Source organism: Gordonia sp. SID5947 (assembly GCF_009862785.1).
Taxonomy (GTDB): domain Bacteria; phylum Actinomycetota; class Actinomycetes; order Mycobacteriales; family Mycobacteriaceae; genus Gordonia.
In genome coordinates, this window is the sequence record NZ_WWHU01000001.1 from 3,637,255 (window position 1) to 3,656,470 (window position 19,216).

The 19,216-nt window shown below is 66.1% G+C and carries 18 protein-coding genes; 9 read left to right on the top strand and 9 right to left on the bottom strand.

From position 1 onward, the window contains the following. Window positions 1-14: 14 nt before the first annotated feature. On the top strand, window positions 15-1,127 hold the full coding sequence (locus tag GTV32_RS16590; RefSeq protein ID WP_161061247.1) for a ferredoxin reductase: 1,113 nt from the start codon (window positions 15-17) through the stop codon (window positions 1,125-1,127). A gap of 10 nt (window positions 1,128-1,137) precedes the next feature. Continuing rightward, window positions 1,138-2,379 carry a fatty acid desaturase gene (locus tag GTV32_RS16595; RefSeq protein WP_161061248.1) on the top strand — a complete coding sequence of 414 codons (1,242 nt, stop codon included), beginning with the start codon at window positions 1,138-1,140 and terminating at the stop codon, window positions 2,377-2,379. Between the two features lie 154 nt (window positions 2,380-2,533). Here the strand turns inward: GTV32_RS16595 and GTV32_RS23580 are convergent, their stop codons facing one another. The 4 genes from GTV32_RS23580 to GTV32_RS16610 form a co-directional block, all read right to left on the bottom strand. Continuing rightward, complete coding sequence (locus tag GTV32_RS23580) at window positions 2,534-2,998, bottom strand: HNH endonuclease signature motif containing protein (RefSeq protein WP_343287362.1); 465 nt, start codon at window positions 2,996-2,998, stop codon at window positions 2,534-2,536. Window positions 2,999-3,000: 2 nt separating this feature from the next. Next, window positions 3,001-3,789, bottom strand: a complete 789-nt coding sequence (locus tag GTV32_RS23585) for a DUF222 domain-containing protein (RefSeq protein ID WP_237421570.1) — start codon at window positions 3,787-3,789, stop codon at window positions 3,001-3,003. Between the two features lie 345 nt (window positions 3,790-4,134). Beyond that, window positions 4,135-5,325 carry a hypothetical protein gene (locus GTV32_RS16605; RefSeq protein WP_161061249.1) on the bottom strand — a complete coding sequence of 397 codons (1,191 nt, stop codon included), beginning with the start codon at window positions 5,323-5,325 and terminating at the stop codon, window positions 4,135-4,137. Window positions 5,326-5,457: 132 nt separating this feature from the next. Beyond that, a complete protein-coding gene (locus GTV32_RS16610) occupies window positions 5,458-6,126 on the bottom strand; it encodes a fasciclin domain-containing protein (protein ID WP_161061250.1) in 669 nt (222 codons plus the stop codon). Between the two features lie 252 nt (window positions 6,127-6,378). Here GTV32_RS16610 and GTV32_RS16615 point away from each other — a divergent pair, with 252 nt between their 5' ends. Continuing rightward, window positions 6,379-7,944, top strand: a complete 1,566-nt coding sequence (locus GTV32_RS16615) for a molybdopterin-dependent oxidoreductase (protein WP_161061251.1) — start codon at window positions 6,379-6,381, stop codon at window positions 7,942-7,944. On the opposite strand, the gene GTV32_RS16620 is transcribed toward GTV32_RS16615, so the two are convergent. Continuing rightward, on the bottom strand, window positions 7,945-9,474 hold the full coding sequence (locus GTV32_RS16620) for an NAD(P)/FAD-dependent oxidoreductase (RefSeq protein ID WP_161061252.1): 1,530 nt from the start codon (window positions 9,472-9,474) through the stop codon (window positions 7,945-7,947). 40 nt (window positions 9,475-9,514) lie between these two features. After that, the gene (gene hpnE, locus GTV32_RS16625) at window positions 9,515-10,939 is read right to left on the bottom strand and encodes a hydroxysqualene dehydroxylase HpnE (RefSeq protein WP_161061253.1); all 1,425 of its coding nucleotides are present in this window, start codon (window positions 10,937-10,939) and stop codon (window positions 9,515-9,517) included. Window positions 10,940-11,025: 86 nt separating this feature from the next. On the opposite strand from hpnE, the gene GTV32_RS16630 reads away from it, so the two are divergent. Next, the gene (locus GTV32_RS16630; RefSeq protein ID WP_343287363.1) at window positions 11,026-11,601 is read left to right on the top strand and encodes a TetR/AcrR family transcriptional regulator; all 576 of its coding nucleotides are present in this window, start codon (window positions 11,026-11,028) and stop codon (window positions 11,599-11,601) included. Here GTV32_RS16630 and GTV32_RS16635 read toward each other — a convergent pair. Together GTV32_RS16635 and GTV32_RS16640 are read right to left on the bottom strand one after the other, a co-directional pair. Beyond that, window positions 11,598-12,152, bottom strand: coding sequence for a DinB family protein (locus GTV32_RS16635; protein WP_161061255.1), 555 nt, complete (start codon window positions 12,150-12,152; stop codon window positions 11,598-11,600). The genes GTV32_RS16630 and GTV32_RS16635 overlap by 4 nt on opposite strands. A 202-nt stretch (window positions 12,153-12,354) precedes the next feature. Next, window positions 12,355-13,929 (bottom strand): AMP-binding protein, encoded by a 1,575-nt coding sequence (locus GTV32_RS16640; RefSeq protein WP_161061256.1) that lies wholly within the window; start codon window positions 13,927-13,929, stop codon window positions 12,355-12,357. A 138-nt stretch (window positions 13,930-14,067) separates the two neighbouring features. On the opposite strand from GTV32_RS16640, the gene GTV32_RS16645 reads away from it, so the two are divergent. Then, window positions 14,068-14,886, top strand: a complete 819-nt coding sequence (locus tag GTV32_RS16645; RefSeq protein ID WP_161061257.1) for a LuxR C-terminal-related transcriptional regulator — start codon at window positions 14,068-14,070, stop codon at window positions 14,884-14,886. Between the two features lie 22 nt (window positions 14,887-14,908). Here the strand turns inward: GTV32_RS16645 and GTV32_RS16650 are convergent, their stop codons facing one another. Beyond that, a complete protein-coding gene (locus GTV32_RS16650) occupies window positions 14,909-15,181 on the bottom strand; it encodes a Rho termination factor N-terminal domain-containing protein (protein WP_161061258.1) in 273 nt (90 codons plus the stop codon). A 91-nt stretch (window positions 15,182-15,272) separates the two neighbouring features. Here GTV32_RS16650 and GTV32_RS16655 point away from each other — a divergent pair, with 91 nt between their 5' ends. From GTV32_RS16655 to GTV32_RS16670, 4 genes are all read left to right on the top strand, one after another. After that, window positions 15,273-15,935 (top strand): hypothetical protein, encoded by a 663-nt coding sequence (locus GTV32_RS16655; protein ID WP_161061259.1) that lies wholly within the window; start codon window positions 15,273-15,275, stop codon window positions 15,933-15,935. Window positions 15,936-16,022: 87 nt separating this feature from the next. Then, complete coding sequence (locus GTV32_RS16660) at window positions 16,023-17,285, top strand: LuxR C-terminal-related transcriptional regulator (RefSeq protein ID WP_161061260.1); 1,263 nt, start codon at window positions 16,023-16,025, stop codon at window positions 17,283-17,285. Between the two features lie 164 nt (window positions 17,286-17,449). Beyond that, window positions 17,450-18,538: an S-(hydroxymethyl)mycothiol dehydrogenase gene (locus tag GTV32_RS16665; RefSeq protein WP_161061261.1), complete on the top strand. Its 1,089-nt coding sequence runs from the start codon at window positions 17,450-17,452 to the stop codon at window positions 18,536-18,538. Beyond that, window positions 18,538-19,176, top strand: a complete 639-nt coding sequence (locus tag GTV32_RS16670; RefSeq protein ID WP_161061262.1) for an MBL fold metallo-hydrolase — start codon at window positions 18,538-18,540, stop codon at window positions 19,174-19,176. The genes GTV32_RS16665 and GTV32_RS16670 overlap by 1 nt, the downstream gene beginning before the upstream one ends. Window positions 19,177-19,216: the final 40 nt, after the last annotated feature.

Below are 19,216 nucleotides of genomic sequence, written 5' to 3' on the forward strand. Positions count from 1 at the left end.
TGGGAGGAGCTCGTATGGACCTTTTGAAGTGGAGCAAGCGCCCGGCCGCCGACGTCGAGGCGAAGAAACCCGAGGTCAACATCGTGCGTGGCCTCATCGCGCGTGCGACGACGCCGCTGTTGCCCGACGACTATCTGCATCTCCTCAACCCACTGTGGAGTGCGCGGGAACTGCGTGGTCGGGTCGTCGACGTCGAGCGTGAAACCGAGGATTCCGCGACGGTCACCATCCGGACGGGGTGGGGCTTTCCTGAGTCGTACAAACCAGGCCAGTATGTGGGTATCGGTCTTCAGGTCGGCGGCCGCTGGCATTGGCGGTCATATTCGCTGACATCGATCGGCAGCTCGGACGATCGGAAGATCGCGATCACGGTCAAGGCGAATCCCGACGGCTTCTTGTCGACGCACCTCGTCGACGGCGTGAGCCCGGGAACGGTCATCCGGCTCGCGGCGCCCAAGGGCGACTTCCATCTGCCCGAGCCGTTGCCCGACAGCATCTTGTTCCTCACCGCGGGCAGCGGGATCACCCCGGTCATGTCGATGCTCCGGTCGCTGAGCTCGCGCGAGCAACAACCCGACATCGTGCACGTGCACTCGGCGCCGACCAGAGATGACGTCATCTTCCTCGACGAACTGGAGGAGATGAACTCGGACATGGTGTCGTACAGCTTGCAGCTGCAGCTCACCCGCGACCAAGGGAAATTCGAGCTCGATCAGCTCGACGCCGAGGTTCCGGATTGGCGAGACCGTTCATGCTGGGCGTGCGGACCGGTTGCGATGCTCGACACCGTCGAGGAGCGCTATGCCGCGGAAGGTCTTCGCGACCAACTCCATATCGAGCGGTTCGCCATCGCGCGGACCGATGTGGGCGGTGAAGGCGGCACCGTCACCTTCACCAAGTCCGGCAAGTCCACCGAGATCGACGGCGCCACAACACTCATGGAGGCCGGCGAGGGACTGGGCATCCAGATGCCGTTCGGATGCCGCATGGGCATCTGCCAGACCTGCGTTGTTCCGTTGGCCGGGGGCTACGTGCGCGACCTGCGCAGTGGCGATGAGCATCGTGAAGGAGATCGAATCCAGACATGTATCAGCACCGTGTCTGGTGAATGCACACTCGACCTGTGAAGGGGGAGCAATGGCGATCACCGATATCGACCAATATGCCCATCTGACCGACGCCGACGTCGAGGCATTGGGCGCAGAGCTCGACGCCATCCGCCGCGACATCGAGGAAGAGCGCGGCGAACGAGACGCCCGTTACATCCGGCGCTCGATCACCATCCAGCGCAGCCTCGCCGCCACCGGACGTGTGGTTCTGATGTTCAGCAACCGAAAGCCGGCATGGGTGGCGGGAACCGCCATCCTCGGTCTCGCGAAGATCGTGGAGAACATGGAGCTCGGGCACAACGTGATGCACGGGCAGTGGGATTGGATGAATGATCCTGAGGTGCACTCCTCGTCGTGGGAGTGGGACACCACGTGTCCCAGTGTGCAGTGGAAACACTCCCACAACTTCGTTCACCACAAGTACACCAACATCGTCGGCATGGACGACGATGTGGGCTACGGGATTCTGCGCGTCACCCGCGACCAACCATGGGAGTGGTGGAATGTCGGGAATCCCCTCTACAACCTGACACTCGGAACGTTCTTCGAATACGGTGTGGCGCTCCATCATCTGGAGACGGAGAAGCTCCGCAAGAAGGAGAAGTCCTACCGTCAGGCGTTGAAGGATCTCCGGATCATCGGTCGCAAGGTCGGCAAGCAGGCGGCCAAGGACTACCTCATCTTCCCTGCGCTGGCCGGACCCAACTGGAAGTCCAACATCACAGCCAACTTCACGGCGAACATCATCCGCAACTACTGGGCCTACATGGTGATCTTCTGCGGTCACTTCCCGGACGGAGCCGAGAAGTTCACCGTCGAGGAATACGAGAATGAGGATCAGCCGCGGTGGTACCTGCGCCAGATGCTCGGGTCGGCCAACTTTCGTGCCGGACCACTGATGCGCTTCATGAGTGGAAACCTGAGTCATCAGATCGAGCACCACTTGTTCCCTGATCTGCCGAGCAATCGGTATGAGGAGATCGGGGTGCGGGTGCGCGAGTTGTGTGACAAGTACGACCTTCCGTACACAACGGGATCCATTCTCCACCAGTACTTCCAGTCGTTCCGGACCATTGCGAAGCTCGCGCTGCCCAACGCATTGCTGAAGGCCAGCTCGGACGACGCACCGGAAACCGCATCGGAGTTGCGTTTCGCGGTCCGTGAGGGGATGCAGACACATTTCGGTGTCGATCCGGAAACCGGGCGTCGTCGTGGACTGCGTACGGCGTTGCGGGAGTTGAAGTCCGCACCGGTGCGGGCAGCGAGCTGATCGAGTAACCGCCCCGCCATCATGGGCGGTCACTCGACCAGCTGTGTCGCTTGCTGTTCACACTGTGGAGTTGTCAAGGAACTGATGCGGTCCCGGCCGGGCGAGCCGTTGTGCCGGGTGCGAAGGATCGGGGTGTGTTCTGGTTCGGTGGGTGTCAGCCGGCCAGCGCGAGGTCGTCGACGGTCAGGGTGCGTCGGTTGTAGGCGCGCAGTGGTGTGCGCTTGGGATCGACGGCCGGTGGTGGGATGAGCCAAGGGTGGTGGTCGGCGCCGATGAACACCTCCCAGCCGTTGTGGTGCACATCGGCGTGACAGGACGGGCAGAGCAGGCAGCCGTTCTCCAGGCTCGTCTGGCCGCCGTCGGCCCAGTGTCGGATGTGGTGGGCGTGGGTGCGCCCGGCGGGTGCACCGCATTTGATGCAGCAGTGGTCGCGGACGTAGAGCGCTTTGCGGAGATGGGATGGGAAGAACCGCTTTTCGCGGCTGACGTCGAGTGGTACCCGTTCGCCGTCGACGACCACGGTGGTGACCGACATGTCGCAGGCCAGAGCGCGCATCGTGGCCTCCGTGATCGAACCCATGAACTCCAGCGTCGTGTCGGTGGGGGCGTCGGCGGGCACGGTCAACAGCATCTGGATGCGGGGGCGGAGGCCGCATCGCCCGCGCCGCGGGCTGCGATGTCGAGTAGCGCTTCGAGTGCATCGGCTTGGCGACGCGGGGTGGAGCGGGCATCCGGTGATCCATCGGGTTCGGGTCGGGGAGTGGCCAGTTCCTCGATGGCTGCCCGGAACTTTTCGCCGACTTCGGCGTCGAGGTCGGCGCGTACTCGGAGGCGGCCGTCGTCGGCTGTGCCGTGGTCGAGAGTGTTGAGGACTCGATCTTCGGCTGCGGGCAGAGCGTCTGGTGTCGCGGCGGCGATCTGGTTGCCCAGGGTGCGTGCGCGGTCCATGATCTCGGCAGGTGTGGCGCCGGAGAAGTGGTGTCCGAGGAGATCTGTCACATGGTTATGACGCAGTGTGGGGTCGATCGGTTCCGGTGAGCGGGTCGCGATGTGGTTGATGCCGCGCACGATCGCGTCGGTGTGCTCGCCGGAGACGGCACCGTCGGCGGCGTGGGCATCGAGCGTCGGGAGCAGCTCGAGGCCGGCCGCTACGCGTATGAATCGTTGTGCCGTCGACGGTGCCAAGCCCATGACGATCAACAGTTCTCGTGTCGACCGTCCGTGGTCTCTCGCGACCCCGAGCCGGTCGAGGATGCCTGCGAGGACGGCGGCGCGGTGGTCGATCTGGCTGCGTGCGGTGAGCAGTTCTCGCATCGCCTCGACGGCGTCGCGCGCACCGAGATCTGCGTCGAACCGTAGTTCGCCCACGGCGTCGGTGACGGTGGTGGTGAGTTCCCCGGCTGTTCTCATGCCTCCACAATACTCGAACGGGTGTTCGAGTCAAGCCCAATATTGCGCTACTGCAACATTTTTCGGGTACCACCAGTGAACAGCAGTGGACCGTTGTAGACGCCAGTGGACAGGAGTCACATGAGTCACGCGCTCTGGGCGGCTCTACCGGAAACTGGCAGTCGGTGCGCCCATTCCTGGATCGATGGTGACCGGACCCTCCTTTGGAAGGCGCGACCGGACTCGAAGATGGCGTCGGAATAGCTGGGCCTGCTCCGGGCTGTAGCCGAAACCCATTGCATCGCAAGCTGCCGAGGCCCTGAGAGTCGGCACGATCACGACGTGGGGGGCGCCCGACCGCAGCGGTCAGGTGGTGTGTTCGTGACCGGATTCCTCCGGATGCCCGCGGTGGGGTGTGTCGTCGAGGGCGCGCAATGCCGTCCCGAGGCATCTGATGACGTGGCGCCACTCGCGGGCCTCCTCGGCCCGGCGCTCGGCCTGGGCTGCATCGCCGACATGTCGACACGCCCGTTCGTCACCGCGGCATCGCCTCGACTGCTGGGCGCAATGACGCAGATACCGTCGGATGGTCGCTTCGTCGTAGCGGCACAGTGCAGCGACGGTCAATCCGTCCGCGTCGGAGTCGCCGTCGACCAGATCGAGCACCCCGTCGAGGCCGGTGGGCATCTCACCGCGGTGCACCGGCTCCGGCCGTTGACACGCCCGGCGGCAGCGGTCCTCGATCTCAGATGCGGACTCGCGGATGAATGAGTCCCAGATCTCCAGGCCGGCAAAGAAATTGGCCGGATGATACGCCGAACACTCGACACGGTGCGACGCGTGGACGCGCCCGTCCTCGATGGACAGGCAGATCCCTGGCCATCGCCTGCCGTTGGCGGCGACGAAATCCGCTGCACCGGAACTCGTCACGTGGTCGGCGAGGATCGTGTAGCACTCGATCGAGGCGGTGTCGTGATTCGCGCGCAGCCATGACTTGACCGGATCGGTCGGCAGCGGGATCTCACCGTGGCGGTCGACGTGCACAGGCACGCCGGTGAACTCTTCCAGGGTCTCCATGACCAGGCTCAGCAGGTGCGTCGAGTCGTGGGCGAGAGTGGCCAGTTCGATGGTGGGTTCGGCCGGCATCGACACCCCGTGCGGCGCTCGGAGGAACTCGGGATGCACCACGGCCCACACCTCACGCAGCGCTGTCACGACGATCGATGCCATCCGGTCGACCTGGCGTTTACCGGTGTCGACGACATGATCTCCGTCGCGTCCCCGCAGTTTGCGGAAGCCGAGATCCAGTAGTCGACGCACGTGGTCGGGGCGGCGATCGTCGGCGGGCAGTTGTGTGGCGTGCACACGGCAGCGGAATCTTCGAGACGCAGTCAGGGTGAGGGTCATCAACGGTTGCCCCTCGTCGCTGCTGTCGAGCCGAATCGTCGAGATCTCCATCGCACCGCCGGGGACCAACCCGGCGAGACGATCGGCCAGGTCGATCCGGTACCGGCGCCACGCCGCATCGAGCTCGCCGTCGAAGTCGTTGAGAGTCATGGCGACTCCTCTCGGTCGCATGATGGGCGCGTGATGCCTTGGGTCGGAGATGTTGTGGTGAATGTGGAGAGGCCCGATCCGCCGGGCGGCGCCGAGATCGGAGAGATCACGGTGCTGCCCGGCGGGCCGCGATCAGGCAGCGGGAGGGGTGAGTACCGTATCGATCAGGTAGACGGTGGCGTTGGCGGTCTTGACCCCGCCGCACACCACGCCTGCCGAGTCGTTCACCTTCATGTCGTCACCCGAGCCGGAGACGGTGAGGCTCTTGCCTTCGACGGTCTTGTGTTCACCACCGACCTGATCGGGGGTCATCTGGCCCGGAACAACGTGGTACGTAAGGATATCCGTCAGCATCGCGGAGTCGGTCTTGAGCTTGTCGAGCGTCGCCGGTGGGAGCTTTGCGAACGCGTCATCGGTGGGGGCGAAGACGGTGTACTGTCCGTTGTTCAGTGTGTCCACCAGGTTCACATCGGGATTGAGCTGTCCGGACACCGCCTGGGTGAGGGTCTTCAGCATCGGATTGGCAGCCGCCGCCGTGGCAACCGGTGCCATCGCCATCCCGTCGACGGAGGCCGGGCCGGTCGGATTCTGTTCCGCGTAAGCGGCGCAGCCGGATCCGACCATCGCCGCCGGTGTGGCAGAGGCGCTTTCACTGGCCATACCGCTCATCGGTGCCATGCTCGATGCGGTCGAATCGGATGACGAGGAGCTGTCGTCCGACGAACATCCCGCCACGAGGCCGATTGCCAGAACGGCACCCGACGCCGCCAGCACTACGCGCTGCATTCGTTTGATCGCCATGATCGGTCCAATCTTGTCGGTGGTGGACCCACCGCCCGGCAGGTCTCATCGAGTCATTCGCTGGCGTCGTGATTCCGGATGGGTGTGATCTTCGATTGCGTCGCAACTCGGCCCACGAGGCCCGTCCCGTGCCAGACCAGTCCCGTGCCAGACCAATCCCGTGCCAGACCAATCCACGCGGTCCCCGCAGTCGAATAGCACTCGTCATACGACAACGGGTGCCGACTCCGCCTGTTGTGCGAGGAGGATGTCATGCGCACCAGTACGGAAAGGTATGTGCGCGCGGGCATATCCGGACTCGTCGCTGTCGGGTGTGGCCTGGCGTCGGGAGAACTCGTGGCGCCGGCCGTGTCCCCGTTCGCGTCGCCATATCAAGCCGTCGCCGCGTTTCTCGTCGACCACTCACCCGCATTCGCCCGACAGTTCGCCATCGACACCTTCGGGACAGACGACAAGTCGGCGCTGATGATCGGCATGGTGGGCGTGATCGCGCTGCTCGCCACGTCGGCCGGGGCATTGCAGACTCGTCGTCCGCCGCTCGGCCTCGTCGTGGTCGTGTTGGTCGCGGCGTTCGGCATGATCGCCGCGGCGACCCGTCCGACAGCCGACTGGTCCTACATCGTCCCGCCGGTCGTGGCCGGCCTCGTGTCGGGCGTCGTGCTGGTGGTGCTCTGTCGCGGGTCGAACCCCCGCTCAGATGATCACGCCCTCGACGTCGGAAGTCGCGACGGGGTCGTCCCGGGAGGCGGCTGGTCCCGACGCCGGTTCACCGGTGTGGCCGGAGTGCTGGTGCTGGTCTCGGTGGCATCCGTGGTCGTGGCCCGGCAGGTGTCGCGCGCCGGCGGGGTGATGGCGGAGCGGGCGCGGGCGATGCTGCCCACGGCATCCTCGCCCGCCCCGCCGGTACCGGGCGGCGCCGAGCTGCACGTCGACGGCGTGACCCCGTTCGTCACCGGGAACGACGCGTTCTACCGTATCGACACGGCACTGCAGGTACCGCAGCTGAGTACCCGCGACTGGCGGTTGCGCATCCACGGGATGGTCGACCGGGAGGTGACGCTGTCGTGGGACGATCTGTTGTCGATGCCGACGATGGAACGCGTCATCACACTCACCTGCGTCTCCAACGAGGTCGGTGGAGATCTCGCGGGCAACGCGCGATGGCTCGGTTTCCCGATGCGGGAACTCCTCGACCGCGCCGGGGTGCGACCCGGCGCCGACATGCTGCTGTCCACCAGCATCGACGGGTGGACGTCGGGGACGCCGCTGGCGGCGATCACGGACGGCCGTGACGCCATGCTCGCCATCGGTATGAACGGTGAGCCACTGCCGCTCGAACACGGTTACCCGGTCCGGCAGGTGATCCCCGGACTCTACGGTTTCGTCTCGGCCTGCAAGTGGGTGGTCGATTGGGAGATCACCAGATTCGATCGTGCACAGGCGTACTGGACGAAACGGGGTTGGGGTGTGCAAGCTCCGATCAAGACCGCGTCTCGTATCGATCGTCCCGCGCCGCTGTCGAAGCAACCGGCCGGCCGGATCGTGGTGGCGGGGACCGCGTGGGCGCAGCACCGGGGCGTCCGAGGTGTGGAGGTTCGGGTCGACGACGGGCCCTGGCAGCCGGCCACCATGTCGACCGAATACTCCGTCGACACGTGGCGCCAGTGGACCTGGGACTGGGATGCGACGCCCGGACAGCACACGCTGCACTGTCGGGCGACGGATGCGGCGGGAAGGACCCAGCCGGAGCAGCGGGTCGCCCCGATCCCCGACGGCGCCACGGGATGGCACAGCCGGGTCGTCCGGATCGAAGGGTGATCAGGCCGGAGCCGGGGCCCGCCCGAACACCATCGAGTCCTCGATGTCGTCGAGATGATGATCGATGGCGTCGCGGTAGTAGTTGTGGCGAACCGCCCAGTGGCCTCGGGTCCCGGACTTGGGCAGCGCGTCGGGTGCGCGCTCCACATACCCGGCCTTGAGGTCCCACAAAGGCTTTGACCCCATCGATTCGGATCCCAGGTGCGGGTAGGCGTGTGTGTAGCCGTGAGAGTTCATGTATCGCAGGAGTTTTGCCACCGCACGTGCGGTCATGTCCGCGCGCAGGGTCCAGGAGGCGTTGGTATAGCCGACCGACCACGCGAGGTTGGGCACGTCCTCGAGCAGATGACTCTTGAAGACGAAGCGATCGTGCGGTTTGATCTCGGCCTGGTCCACGCGGATGCGGATACCGCCGAACGCGAGCAACTGCAGACCGGTCGCGGTGACGACCATGTCGGCATCGAGATGTCGCCCCGACTTCAGGGTGACCCCGCTCGCGTCGAACCGGTCGATCTGGTCGGTGACCATCTCCACCCGGCCCGTGGTGATCTCGGCGAACAGATCCCCGTCCGGCACCATGCACATCCGCTGGTCCCAGGGGTCGTACCGGGGATTGAAATGGACGTCGACCGGATAGTTGTCGGGCAGTTCCTTCGCGACGCCCGACCGCAGGAGCTTGCGGCCGATCTTCGGGAACCGGTGCATGCCGTGCACCATGGCTGCCGTCTGTGCGGCATAACGTGCGCGGATGACCTGGTGTGCGGCCTTGGCGGGCAAGAGCTTCCGGATCAACGGGTTCATCCGTTGTTGCTGTGACATCGACGCGATATACGACGGAGACCGCTGCAACATGGTGACGTGTTCGGCGTCCCGCGCCAATGACGGGATGAGGCTCACCGCTGTGGCGCCGCTGCCGATCACGACGATCCGTTTGCCCGAATGATCCAGATCCTCCGGCCAGTGTTGAGGATGCACGACAGTGCCGGCGAAGTCGTCGAGCCCGGCGAACCGTGGTCGATAGGGGTCGTCGTAGTCGTAGTACCCGGTGGCGAAGTACACGAACCGGCATCGGTAGATCTGCTCCGCGCCGCTCGCCGCCGTAGCGTCGGTCGCCTCATCGTTCACTGTGGTGGAGATGGTCCAGGTGTCGGTGCTCGAGTCCCAGTCGGCGGACCGGACATGCTGCCCGAACCGGATGTGCTCGGCTATCCCGTGCTTGGCCGCCGTCGCGGTGACGTACTCACGGATGTCGGCGCCCTGGGCCAGGGCTTCCGGTCGACGCCACGGCTCGAACGGGAAGCTGAGGGTGAAGATGTCGCTGTCCGAGCGAATCCCGGGATAGCGGAACAAGTCCCAGGTGCCACCGATCTGCTCGCGCCGCTCCAGGATCAGGTATCGGGTGCTCGGGTCCGACTCCGCCAACCGATAGGCGGCATCGATGCCGGACAGCCCGGCGCCGATGATGATGACGTCGTGGAGTTCGGTGCGCTGGGCGCCGGATCCATCGTTGGTTGTGTCGAGCTCGTTCACCGGGACCTCCTCGTCGAGTTCCGCACACACGGCGGAACAATCACGGACCGTGTCGATCACGAACGTGGGCAAGCACGTTCGTGACCGCCCGTTGCGCGCTGTCGGCTGCGGCCTCCATCGTCGACGGCAGGCCGGTGTCAGTCCAGTCGCCGGCGAGGAACAGTCCGCCGACGGGGGTCCGTTGAGGTAACCGTAGTTCTTCGAAGCCCGGTTGTGCGGAGAATGTGGCTTGCGGCTGGTGGATGACATGTGTGCGCAAGACGTCGGCGTCGGCGAACGCCGGGTAGTGCTTGCGCAGCGAGCCGAGCGCCACGTCGACGAACTCGTCGTGCGGTAGGTGCAACACGTCCCGTGACGCACTGACGGCGAGGGCGTAGACGTGGTCGGTCCGTCCCTGCATCTGCCCGACGTCGAACACCCACTCGATCGCACAATCCCGGAGATTCTCGGCCAGGCGGAGGTTTCCCAAAGGGCGATCGAGCCAGATGTACACCGAGGAGATGGGCGCAGCCTCGATCTCGTGAACCGGGCTGAAATGCTCGAAGGCGCCGAGCGTCCCTCGGTGGAGCAAGGTGCTCAGCGCCCACGGCGGCACGGCGAGCACCAGTGCGGACGCCGGCAGGATTCGGCCGTCGGCGAGCTGGACTCCCGTGGCGTCGCCGTCGTCGGTGAGTTCGACGTCGACAACCGCGGTACCGGTGATGATGGTGGCGTCGCGATCCAGCAGGTACTCGACGGCAGGTGCGACGAAGAGGTCGTAGAGCGGGACTCGCGGCCAGATCGCGTCCATGCTGCGGGGGTTGCCGTCGAGGGCGCGCTGCAGACCGACATGAAGCGTCTGGACGAAGCTGTACGCCGACACCCGATCGGGCGTCTCGTTGAGCAGACCGATCACGAGCTGATCGAGTTGCAGCTTCCGCAGGGAGCGTGGCGCGCCGATCTGGCGGAACCAGGCAGCGGTCGTCAGATGATCGAGGCCGGGAGGCGGCGATGCGGCGGCACGGGCGATCCGGGTCAGGGCGAGCAGGGCGGCGGGTCGGTCGAGGGTCGGTATCGGGAGACGTGCCATCCACAACGCGCCGAGAGCCCGGCGCAGTGGCAGGGGCAGCCACGACGGTCCGCCGTCGAAACCGAGGAGGCGGTCGGGGCCGGTCCGGATCGCGAACGGGGGCGCATCCCAGAGCAACTCGTCGCGCGTACCCACCGTGTCCACGTAGGCCAACAGCGCATCGTAGAAGCCGGCGAAGAGATGTGGTCCGTTGTCGACGAGCTCGTCGCCGCCCGGCAGCTCGAACGACATGGTGCGGCCGCCGAGTCGTCCGCGCTTCTCGACCAGGGTCACCGGCACGCCGTCGCGCGCGAGCCACACCGCGGTGGCGAGTCCGGCCAGCCCACCTCCGACGACGATCACCGGGTCGAAGAGTCCGGAATCGACTCTGCGCGTGGTGTGCTGTGTTGCTGTCATGCGGCCCCGACCCCTGCAGGAAAGCGATTGGACTGCCACCGCGTCGACATGAAATGCGACATCGGTGTTGCATGTACGCTAGGCCGGTGACTGTCGCTGCGCAAGTACGAGCGGATGTCGAACGGAATCGCTCGGCCATCGTCGCTGCGGCGATTGCGCTGCTCGGCCAGTCCCCGAACGCGTCGATGCAGCAGATCGCGGAGACGGCCGGCGTCAACCGCGCGACCCTCTACCGCCACTTCACGAACCGAGAGCAGCTACACGCCGCGTTGCACGAGGCGGTGCTTGCCGATACGGCGGCGTTGTCGGCGCAGTTGCCGACCGAGGGGCCGGTCGTTCCCGCCCTGCGCGCCTACCTCGACGAGGCCGTCACCATCGGTGAGCGCTACCGATTCATCCTGATGTACCGCCGTACCGATCCGGGGCTCTTCGACGCGGAGGCGAAGGCGACCGCGCCGGTGGTCCGGGCGATCCGGCGCGCACAGCAGCAGGGGGAGATCGACCGGCGGCTCGACCCGGTGTTCGCCGCCGGACAGCTCGCGATGCTGGTGATCGGTGCGATCGGGCTGGTGCAACGCGGCGCGATGACGCTCGATGACGCACGCGCGCAGGCGCAGGTCACCTTCGGCAACGCCATCGTGCCGCGTCAGGCCGCCGGCTAGGAGAACTCAGGACCGGTGTAGATGGCGGCCATCGTCGTCTGACCGTCGAGGGCCTCGCGGATGATGTCGGCGTGGCCGGAGTGGTGGGCGGTCTCACGGAGCTTGTGCAGCATCATCTTCCGGATCGTCCACCATTCACGCTCCGGCTGCCACGGGGCGGTCATCTGGGGGATCAGTTCGTCGAGGCTGCCGACCTCCGCGACATACTCGTCGAGTTCGGCGGCCGCGCGATCGTACTCGTCGAGCCAGCCCGCGAGCGTCTCGTCGTCGGTGAGATCGTAGGCGTCGCCGGCCTTCGTCATGTCGAATTCGGCGGTCTCATCGCGCTCCCGCAACTCCTCGAGCGTGCTCTGCTCGCCCATCGCCAGGTGTTTGACGAGCCCGCCCAGGGTCAGCTCGCTCACGGTGGTCCGCTTGCGTGCCTGCTCCTCGGTGATGCCCCGCACGGTCACCTTGAACAGGGCCCGCTGATCGGCGAGCAGGGTCAGCAGATCCTCTTTCTCACCGGTGACGGTGAACGGCAATGCGACGGGGGTGTAGGTGCCGGCCATGATGTTGCCTCTCGGTAGCGGTTGCGTTCTGTGGTGCTGAGGGCAACATTATGGGGGATTGCGGACAGGTTCGGTCCTCGTTGACCGAACGGGGCGATGATCTCGTTACGCACCCTTCGCTGCGCTCGGGAGCTACCCGATCGGCGAGTTGGGGTCGCGAAAAGGGTGGCGCGATTCGCCGGTCGACGTATCGAGACCTCGCTCAGTCCTGCTTGCGGAGGATGAACCGCTGGATCTTGCCGCTCGGGGTCTTGGGCAGCGCATCGACGAAGTGCACGGTGCGCGGGTAGGCGTGCGCCGCGAATCCGGTCTTCACCAGCTGTTGCAGATCCTTCTCCAGGTCATCGGACCCGGCGACTCCGTCCGCGAGCACCACGAAGGCCTCGAGGACCTCACCGCGCAGTTCGTCAGGGCGCCCGACGACGGCGACGTCCACCACGTCGGGATGTGTGATCAGCACGCTCTCGACGTCGAACGGGCCGATCCGGTAGCCCGCCATGATGATCACGTCGTCGTCGCGGGCGGTGAAGAAGTACCGACCGTTCTCGTCAACCCGGCCGGTGTCGCCGGTGAGATACCACTTGTGGTCGTCGGTGAAGCGCGCGGCGGTCTTGTCCGGGGCGTCGAGGTAGCCGGTGAACCAGAGGAGCGGGCTCTGTGCGACATCGATGGCAATCTGCCCGTCGACTATTCCTGCGGCGAAGCCCGGCATCGGCTTGCCCATCGAGCCCGGCACCAGCGGCTCGGCGACGTCGGGGTGCCAGTGATTGTTGATGAACATGCCGTGTTCGGTCTGCCCATAATGGTCGCGTACCTCGGTGTTCAAGGCGGACTTCGCCCACTCGATCACGTCCGGCGTGAGCGGCTCGCCCGCCGACGACGCGCGGCGGAGGTCGAAACCCGCGAACGACGGGTCCTTGGAGAGCGACCGGTACACCGTCGGTGCGGCGGCGAAGTTGGTCACGCCGAGTTCCCGGATGATCCGTGCAGTCAGATCGGGGGAGAAACCGGCGTGCAGCAACAGGTTTCGACGACCGAGCGCCAACGGACCGAGCACCCCGTAGTACAGGCCGTACGCCCAGCCGGGATCGGCGGCATTCCAGAACACGTCGTCGGCGGCCACGTCGAGGCCGTAGTGCATGTAGCAGCAGAACGACGCGAGTGCGCGCACCGACACCGGTACACCCTTCGGCGCCCCGGTGGTGCCGCTGGTGAACAACAGGATGAGCGCGGCGTCTCCGCCGACGGCCACCGATTTTGCGATGGGCTGACTGGTCGCGACGAGATCGTCGAACTGCTCGCCCGCGACGATGGTGGTGATGCCGTCCACACCCTCGAGCTTCGAGGCCTGGCTCGGCTCGGTGATCACCACGCGCGCCTTTCCGGCGGTCAGTCGCATCTCGATGGCCGGTGGAGCGAACGCGGTGAACAAGGGGATGTAGACGGCGCCGAGTCGTGCGATGGCGAGCAGCGCGACGACGAGTTCGGCGCGTTTGCCCATCAGCACGCCGACCGTGTCGCCCCGACCGATACCCGCGTCGGCGAGCGCGGTGGCAAATCGGCGGGAGGATTCGGCGAGCTCGCCGTAGGTGAGATCGACGGTGACCAGCTCGTCGTCCGCGACCTCGATGGTGGTGAACGCGACGGCAGCGGGATCGTGCCGGTCCACCAGGAGTTCGGCTGCGTTGGCGTCATCCGCGCCGAAGGTGGCGAGAAGACTGTCGATGGTCGCGGCAACCGATGGGTGGTCGGCGGGGATGGGAAAGGTCTGCGTCATGGTGAACCTCTGGGTGCCGGGGAAGGATTCGATCGGGCCAGGTCGATACCGGTCCGGGTAAGCTGAGTCACATTCTGCGCGACCGGCGGCGCCGCCGACACCCCCGAAGAGGGGTCGAGATGAGGGACCGGAGGTGACATGAGCGAGACATCGCTGGTGATGGATGCGCTGCGGCGGATACGCCGATCGAGTGGCGTCTCGCTGGCCTTCGCCGGCATGGTCTCGTCCGCGACGACCTCGAGACGGCAGAGCGTGCGGCTCGAGCATTTCGTCGGGAACACGGCGGGTGCATTGGCCGGGGTGGCCGTCGATGCGGGTCACGGACTCGGCGGCAAGGTCATCAGTGTGCGGCGTCCGGTCGCCGTCGACGATTATCTGCGCACCCCGAACATCACCCATCGGTACAACACCATCATCGCGACCGAAGGGCTGCGCGCGATGGCTGCGGTTCCGGTGATCGTCGACCGGCGGCCAGTCGCAGTGCTCTATGGGGCGCTGCACACCGATGCCCCGATCGGCGCCCGAACCTTCGATGTCCTCTCCGGCGAGGCGCGTGCGCTCGAACAGGAGATCGTCGCGGCGCGACTGATCGGCCGGTCAGACACCACGGCCGAAGCCGACGAATTGCGTGACCGGCTCACCGAGGCATACGGCAATCTGCGAGTGCTCAGCCGCTCCGTCGAGGACGGAGTACTCGCCGCGGAGATCACGCGCATCACCGAGGCACTTGTGGATCGTGGCACGGTGTCGGGCCCGGCGCCCGCGCTGACCCGCCGCGAAGGCGACGTCCTCGCGCTCGCCGCAGTCGGGCTGAGCAACGCACGGATCGCCGAGGACCTCGGAATCGGCGTCCACACCGCCAAGGGCTACATGAAGGACGCGATGAACAAGCTCGGCGCATCCACTCGCATCGAGGCCGTTGTCCTCGCTCGCCGGGCCGGGTTGCTACCCGGCTGAGCGATTCGACACCGTCCGGCGATCAGTGATTGCGCAGCTTCTTGATGAGCTCGTCTTTATTCAGATCCGAATAGCCGGACAGATCAAGTTCTTTCGCGCGGTCCTTCAGTTCGTCGACGGTCCAGTCCTCGTACGAGCCGGAGGATCCGCCCCGCTCGCCGACCGACGATCGGGACTCGTTGTTCGCCGCATTGGCGATGCGGGCCGACTTCTCCTTGGAGTTGCCCTCGTCGCGCAGCTTCTCGTACAGCTCGTCGTCCTTGACCGATGGTCCAGGCTTCTTCTGACCCGGCATGGCTCGACCTCCTCATGGTCTGTTCCCGCGTGACGGGACCACTTCCGTTTCCGATGCTGATGCGATCGGTCCGGGACAGCGTTCCCGTTCGTTGCGGAATCGAAACGACACCTGCGGGTCGACGTCGGATGCGTCGGATCCGCTCTATGGTGGCGATAGCCACATCCTGACCGACGGCAACGAGACCACGACGACGAGACCCACCGATGACGAGACCCACGATGACGAGGGGATTCCCATGACCAAGAAGCGCAAGTTGATCGGTCGGCTCGAGACCGAGGTCGAGCGGTTGAAGCAGGAGCTCGCCCGCGTCGACAAGGAAGCGAAGAAGCGACTCAAGAAGGCGGAGCAGGACGCTACCGCGTTACGGGCCGAAGTCCTGAAACTGATCGGACAGGGCAAGAGCGCCGGCTCGGGCGGCGCTGCCGCGAAGCCTGCTGTCGCAGCGCCGAAACCGCTGAAACCGTCTGCTGACGCGGACCCGACCCCCGCCACGGTGCCGGGCCTGCCGGACGCGAAAGCTGCACCGAAGCCGGCCGCGACGTCCACGCCGAAGCCGGCGGCCTCGGCAAAGAGCCAGTCCAAGACGCCCGCGAAGAAGACGCCCGTGAAGAAGACGTCCGGATCGAAGGCGTCCGGATCGAGGGCGTCCGGTGCTCCGACCGTGGCACAGCTGCGGTCGGAGGCAAAGGACAAGGGCATCAAGGGGTATTCGACGATGACCAAGGCGCAACTGCTCAAAGCGCTCGGCTGACCGGTCGGCGCAGACGAGACGCGTTCGGCCGTCCTGTGGTGTATCACGTCCGGACAGACCGGGAGGTCGGTCGGGGACAATGAGCACGTGACGACCGACCCGGAACCCTGGCAGCAGCTCCATGCCGTCATCGACGGACCGCTACCCGAGATCGCGAAACGCTTCTCGAAGTTCTTGGCGCCCGACAGCCCGCACGACGCACTGATCATCTTCACGCGGGAGTGCACCGGACGTCCGCGTAAGGTCGCGGGGGCGCCGGAGATCGTCGACCGGGTGACCATCGACGAACTCGACGCCATCAAGGAGTCGGTCGTGCGAGGCGGCGTGGTGGATTGTCGAGCCGTGCTCGGCGGGACGTCGCGCACCATCCGGGTCGTCCGCGACGGGTCCGACACCCTGCTTGTCGTGGTGCCGCGAAAGCCTGCCCGCGGGGGACGTGTGACTGTGCCGGAGGATCTGCTCCGGTGCTGGTTCGCCATCGTGGCGACCTCGATCAGACAGCAGGTCGCGCAGGCCAGCCCGGATTACCTTGCCGAGTCGCGAGCAGCATCGAGCGAACGGGCCCGGACCATCGCACAGCTCACCGAAACCCACGAGGACACGCTCGGATCGATTCTGGGCACGCTGCGGTCCCACGACCTCGACGATCGGACCGCGCGCGCGTCGGCGGCCGAAACGGCGTCGTCGGCGCTGATCGCGTTGCGATCGGTCGGAGACACCGACCGCAGACTTGCGACCGAGGCTGTCGCGACCGCGTTCGCACGGTTGCAGGCCGAACTCGAACCCGTGTTGCGACATCTGGATGCCGACGTCGAGTACGTGCGGCCGGCCTCCGACGGTCGATCCCTGCCGGGCGAGATCGCCCATGCGGCACGCGCGATCGCCCGCGCCGTCGCAGTCGCCCTCGGTACGCAGCCGGGCGTCACCCGTCTGCGGATCGCGTGGGAATGCCGCGGCCATGATCTCGTCGTCGACATCCGGGACCAATGTGACGGTGATCTGGACGCAGACGCGTTGGCGCGCCAACTGTCCGGTCGGCTTCAGACGCTCGAGGGGACCCTCGAGGTGGAGACCATCGCAGGATGGGGGAATCGGGTCACCGCGTCGATCCCGCTCGAGACGCCCGCCGCACGCCCCGACGAGGACCGCCTGTCGGCGCTCAACCCGCGTGAGCTCGACGTGCTCGGTCACCTGGCGCTGGGGCGCCGGAACAAGTCGATCGCCGCCGCCCTCGGCGTCAGCGAGAGCACGGTCAAGTTCCACGTCACCGCGATCCTCCAGAAGTTGCGGGTATCGAACCGGGGCGAGGCGGGACTGCTCGGGGCCAGGGCCGGGATCTCCGCCGAGTGAACCTGCCGCGTGCGGAAACCTCCCGTCGTGGCCCTGTACTTTCGTCTAGGTATAACCATCCATTCGGATGGCTGCATGTATTGTCTGGCGCCGTGAGACTGGGAGTCGTAGCGGACTGCCATCGCGTTGTCCGGAGTTGTCACCGAGAGGATTGAGAAGCCGATATGTCGCAGACGGTCAAGGGAGTCATCTCACGCAGCAAGGGGGCGCCGACCGAACTGGTCGATGTGGTGATCCCCGACCCCGGCGCGCGGGATGTGGTCGTGGCGATCAAGGCGTGCGGGGTCTGTCACACGGACCTCGCGTACAAACAGGGCGGCATCAACGACGAGTACCCCTTCCTGCTCGGTCACGAGGCCGCGGGTGTGGTCGAGTCGGTGGGCTCGGATGTCACCCACGTCGAGGTCGGCGACTTCGTGGTCCTCAACTGGCGAGCGGTCTGCGGGCAGTGCCGGGCATGTAAGCGCGGCCGGCCCTGGTACTGCTTCGACACCTTCAACGCCAGCATCCCGATGACGTTGACCGACGGTACCGAGCTGACCCCGGCCCTGGGGATCGGCGCCTTCGCCGACAAGACACTGGTGCACGAATTGCAGTGCACCAAGGTCAATCCCGAGACCGATCCGGCCGTGGCGGGCCTGCTCGGATGTGGGGTGATGGCCGGCCTCGGCGCGGCCATGAACACCGGCAACGTCGAGCGTGGCGACTCGGTCGCGGTGATCGGTTGCGGCGGCGTCGGTGACGCGGCGATTGCCGGTGCGCGGCTGGCCGGTGCGACGACGATCATCGCGATCGACCGGGATCCCGCCAAGTTGGAGTGGGCCGAGGATCTCGGCGCGACCCACACCATCAACGGTGCCGAGGTCGACGACGTGATCACCGCGGTGCAAGATCTGACCGACGGGAACGGCGTGGACCTGGTCGTCGACGCGGTCGGTCGTCCGGAGACCTACAAGCAGGCGTTCTACGCACGTGATCTGGCGGGCACCGTGGTGTTGGTCGGAGTGCCGACGCCGGAGATGACGCTGGATCTGCCGCTGATCGACTTCTTCTCGCGCGGTGGGGCATTGAAGTCCTCGTGGTACGGCGACTGTTTGCCCGAGCGCGACTTCCCGATGCTGATCGACCTCTACGAGCAGGGCCGGTTGCCACTCGACAAGTTCGTCACCGAGCGGGTCGGGCTCGGCGACGTGGAGGCCGCGTTCTCGGCGATGGAGGCCGGCAAGGTGCTGCGTTCGGTGGTGGAGCTCTGATGGCCGGCACCGGTGGTCTGCGGATCGACAACGTCGTCACGTCCGGTCAGTTCTCCCTCGACGGCGGCAGCTGGGACGTCGACAACAACATCTGGGTGGTCGGCAACGACGACGAGGTGATCGTCATCGACGCCGCTCACAGTGCCGCACCGATTCTCGAGGCGGTCGGTGATCGCACGGTGAAAGCGATCGTGCTGACGCATGGCCACAACGACCACATCACCGTGGCGCCCGAACTCTCGGAGGCCACCGGCGCCCCGATCCTGTTGCACCCGGGCGACGACATGCTGTGGAACGAAACCCACCCGGACGTGACGCACGAGGATCTCGAGGACGGTCAGCGGATCGAGATCGCAGGCACCTCGTTGACGGTGATCAACACCCCGGGCCACTCGCCCGGCTCCTCGGTGATCCATGCGCCCGAGGCTGGTGTGCTGTTCTCCGGAGACACCCTGTTCCAGGGTGGACCGGGCGCAACGGGGCGCAGCTACTCGAGTTTCCCGACGATCATCGCGTCCATCCAGGAGAAGATCTTCACCCTCGACCCCGAGACCAGGGTCCACACCGGACACGGCGACGGCACCACGGTCGGCGCGGAGTCGCCGCACCTCGAGGAGTGGATCAAGCGGGGAAGCTGACCGCCGCTGCGCTGATGGGGCTCGGCGAGGTCGTCGGTGC

Excerpts from the sequence above, each read along its gene's own strand:
- GTV32_RS16590 (WP_161061247.1), top strand. The coding sequence starts at position 15 with ATGGACCTTTTGAAGTGGAGCAAGCGCCCGGCCGCCGACGTCGAGGCG.
- GTV32_RS16595 (WP_161061248.1), top strand. The coding sequence starts at position 1,138 with ATGGCGATCACCGATATCGACCAATATGCCCATCTGACCGACGCCGAC.
- GTV32_RS23585 (WP_237421570.1), bottom strand. The coding sequence starts at position 3,789 with ATGAGAACAGCCGGGGAACTCACCACCACCGTCACCGACGCCGTGGGC.
- GTV32_RS16605 (WP_161061249.1), bottom strand. The coding sequence starts at position 5,325 with ATGACTCTCAACGACTTCGACGGCGAGCTCGATGCGGCGTGGCGCCGG.
- GTV32_RS16610 (WP_161061250.1), bottom strand. The coding sequence starts at position 6,126 with ATGGCGATCAAACGAATGCAGCGCGTAGTGCTGGCGGCGTCGGGTGCC.
- GTV32_RS16615 (WP_161061251.1), top strand. The coding sequence starts at position 6,379 with ATGCGCACCAGTACGGAAAGGTATGTGCGCGCGGGCATATCCGGACTC.
- hpnE (WP_161061253.1), bottom strand. The coding sequence starts at position 10,939 with ATGACAGCAACACAGCACACCACGCGCAGAGTCGATTCCGGACTCTTC.
- GTV32_RS16635 (WP_161061255.1), bottom strand. The coding sequence starts at position 12,152 with ATGGCCGGCACCTACACCCCCGTCGCATTGCCGTTCACCGTCACCGGT.
- GTV32_RS16640 (WP_161061256.1), bottom strand. The coding sequence starts at position 13,929 with ATGACGCAGACCTTTCCCATCCCCGCCGACCACCCATCGGTTGCCGCG.
- GTV32_RS16645 (WP_161061257.1), top strand. The coding sequence starts at position 14,068 with ATGAGCGAGACATCGCTGGTGATGGATGCGCTGCGGCGGATACGCCGA.
- GTV32_RS16650 (WP_161061258.1), bottom strand. The coding sequence starts at position 15,181 with ATGCCGGGTCAGAAGAAGCCTGGACCATCGGTCAAGGACGACGAGCTG.
- GTV32_RS16665 (WP_161061261.1), top strand. The coding sequence starts at position 17,450 with ATGTCGCAGACGGTCAAGGGAGTCATCTCACGCAGCAAGGGGGCGCCG.
- GTV32_RS16670 (WP_161061262.1), top strand. The coding sequence starts at position 18,538 with ATGGCCGGCACCGGTGGTCTGCGGATCGACAACGTCGTCACGTCCGGT.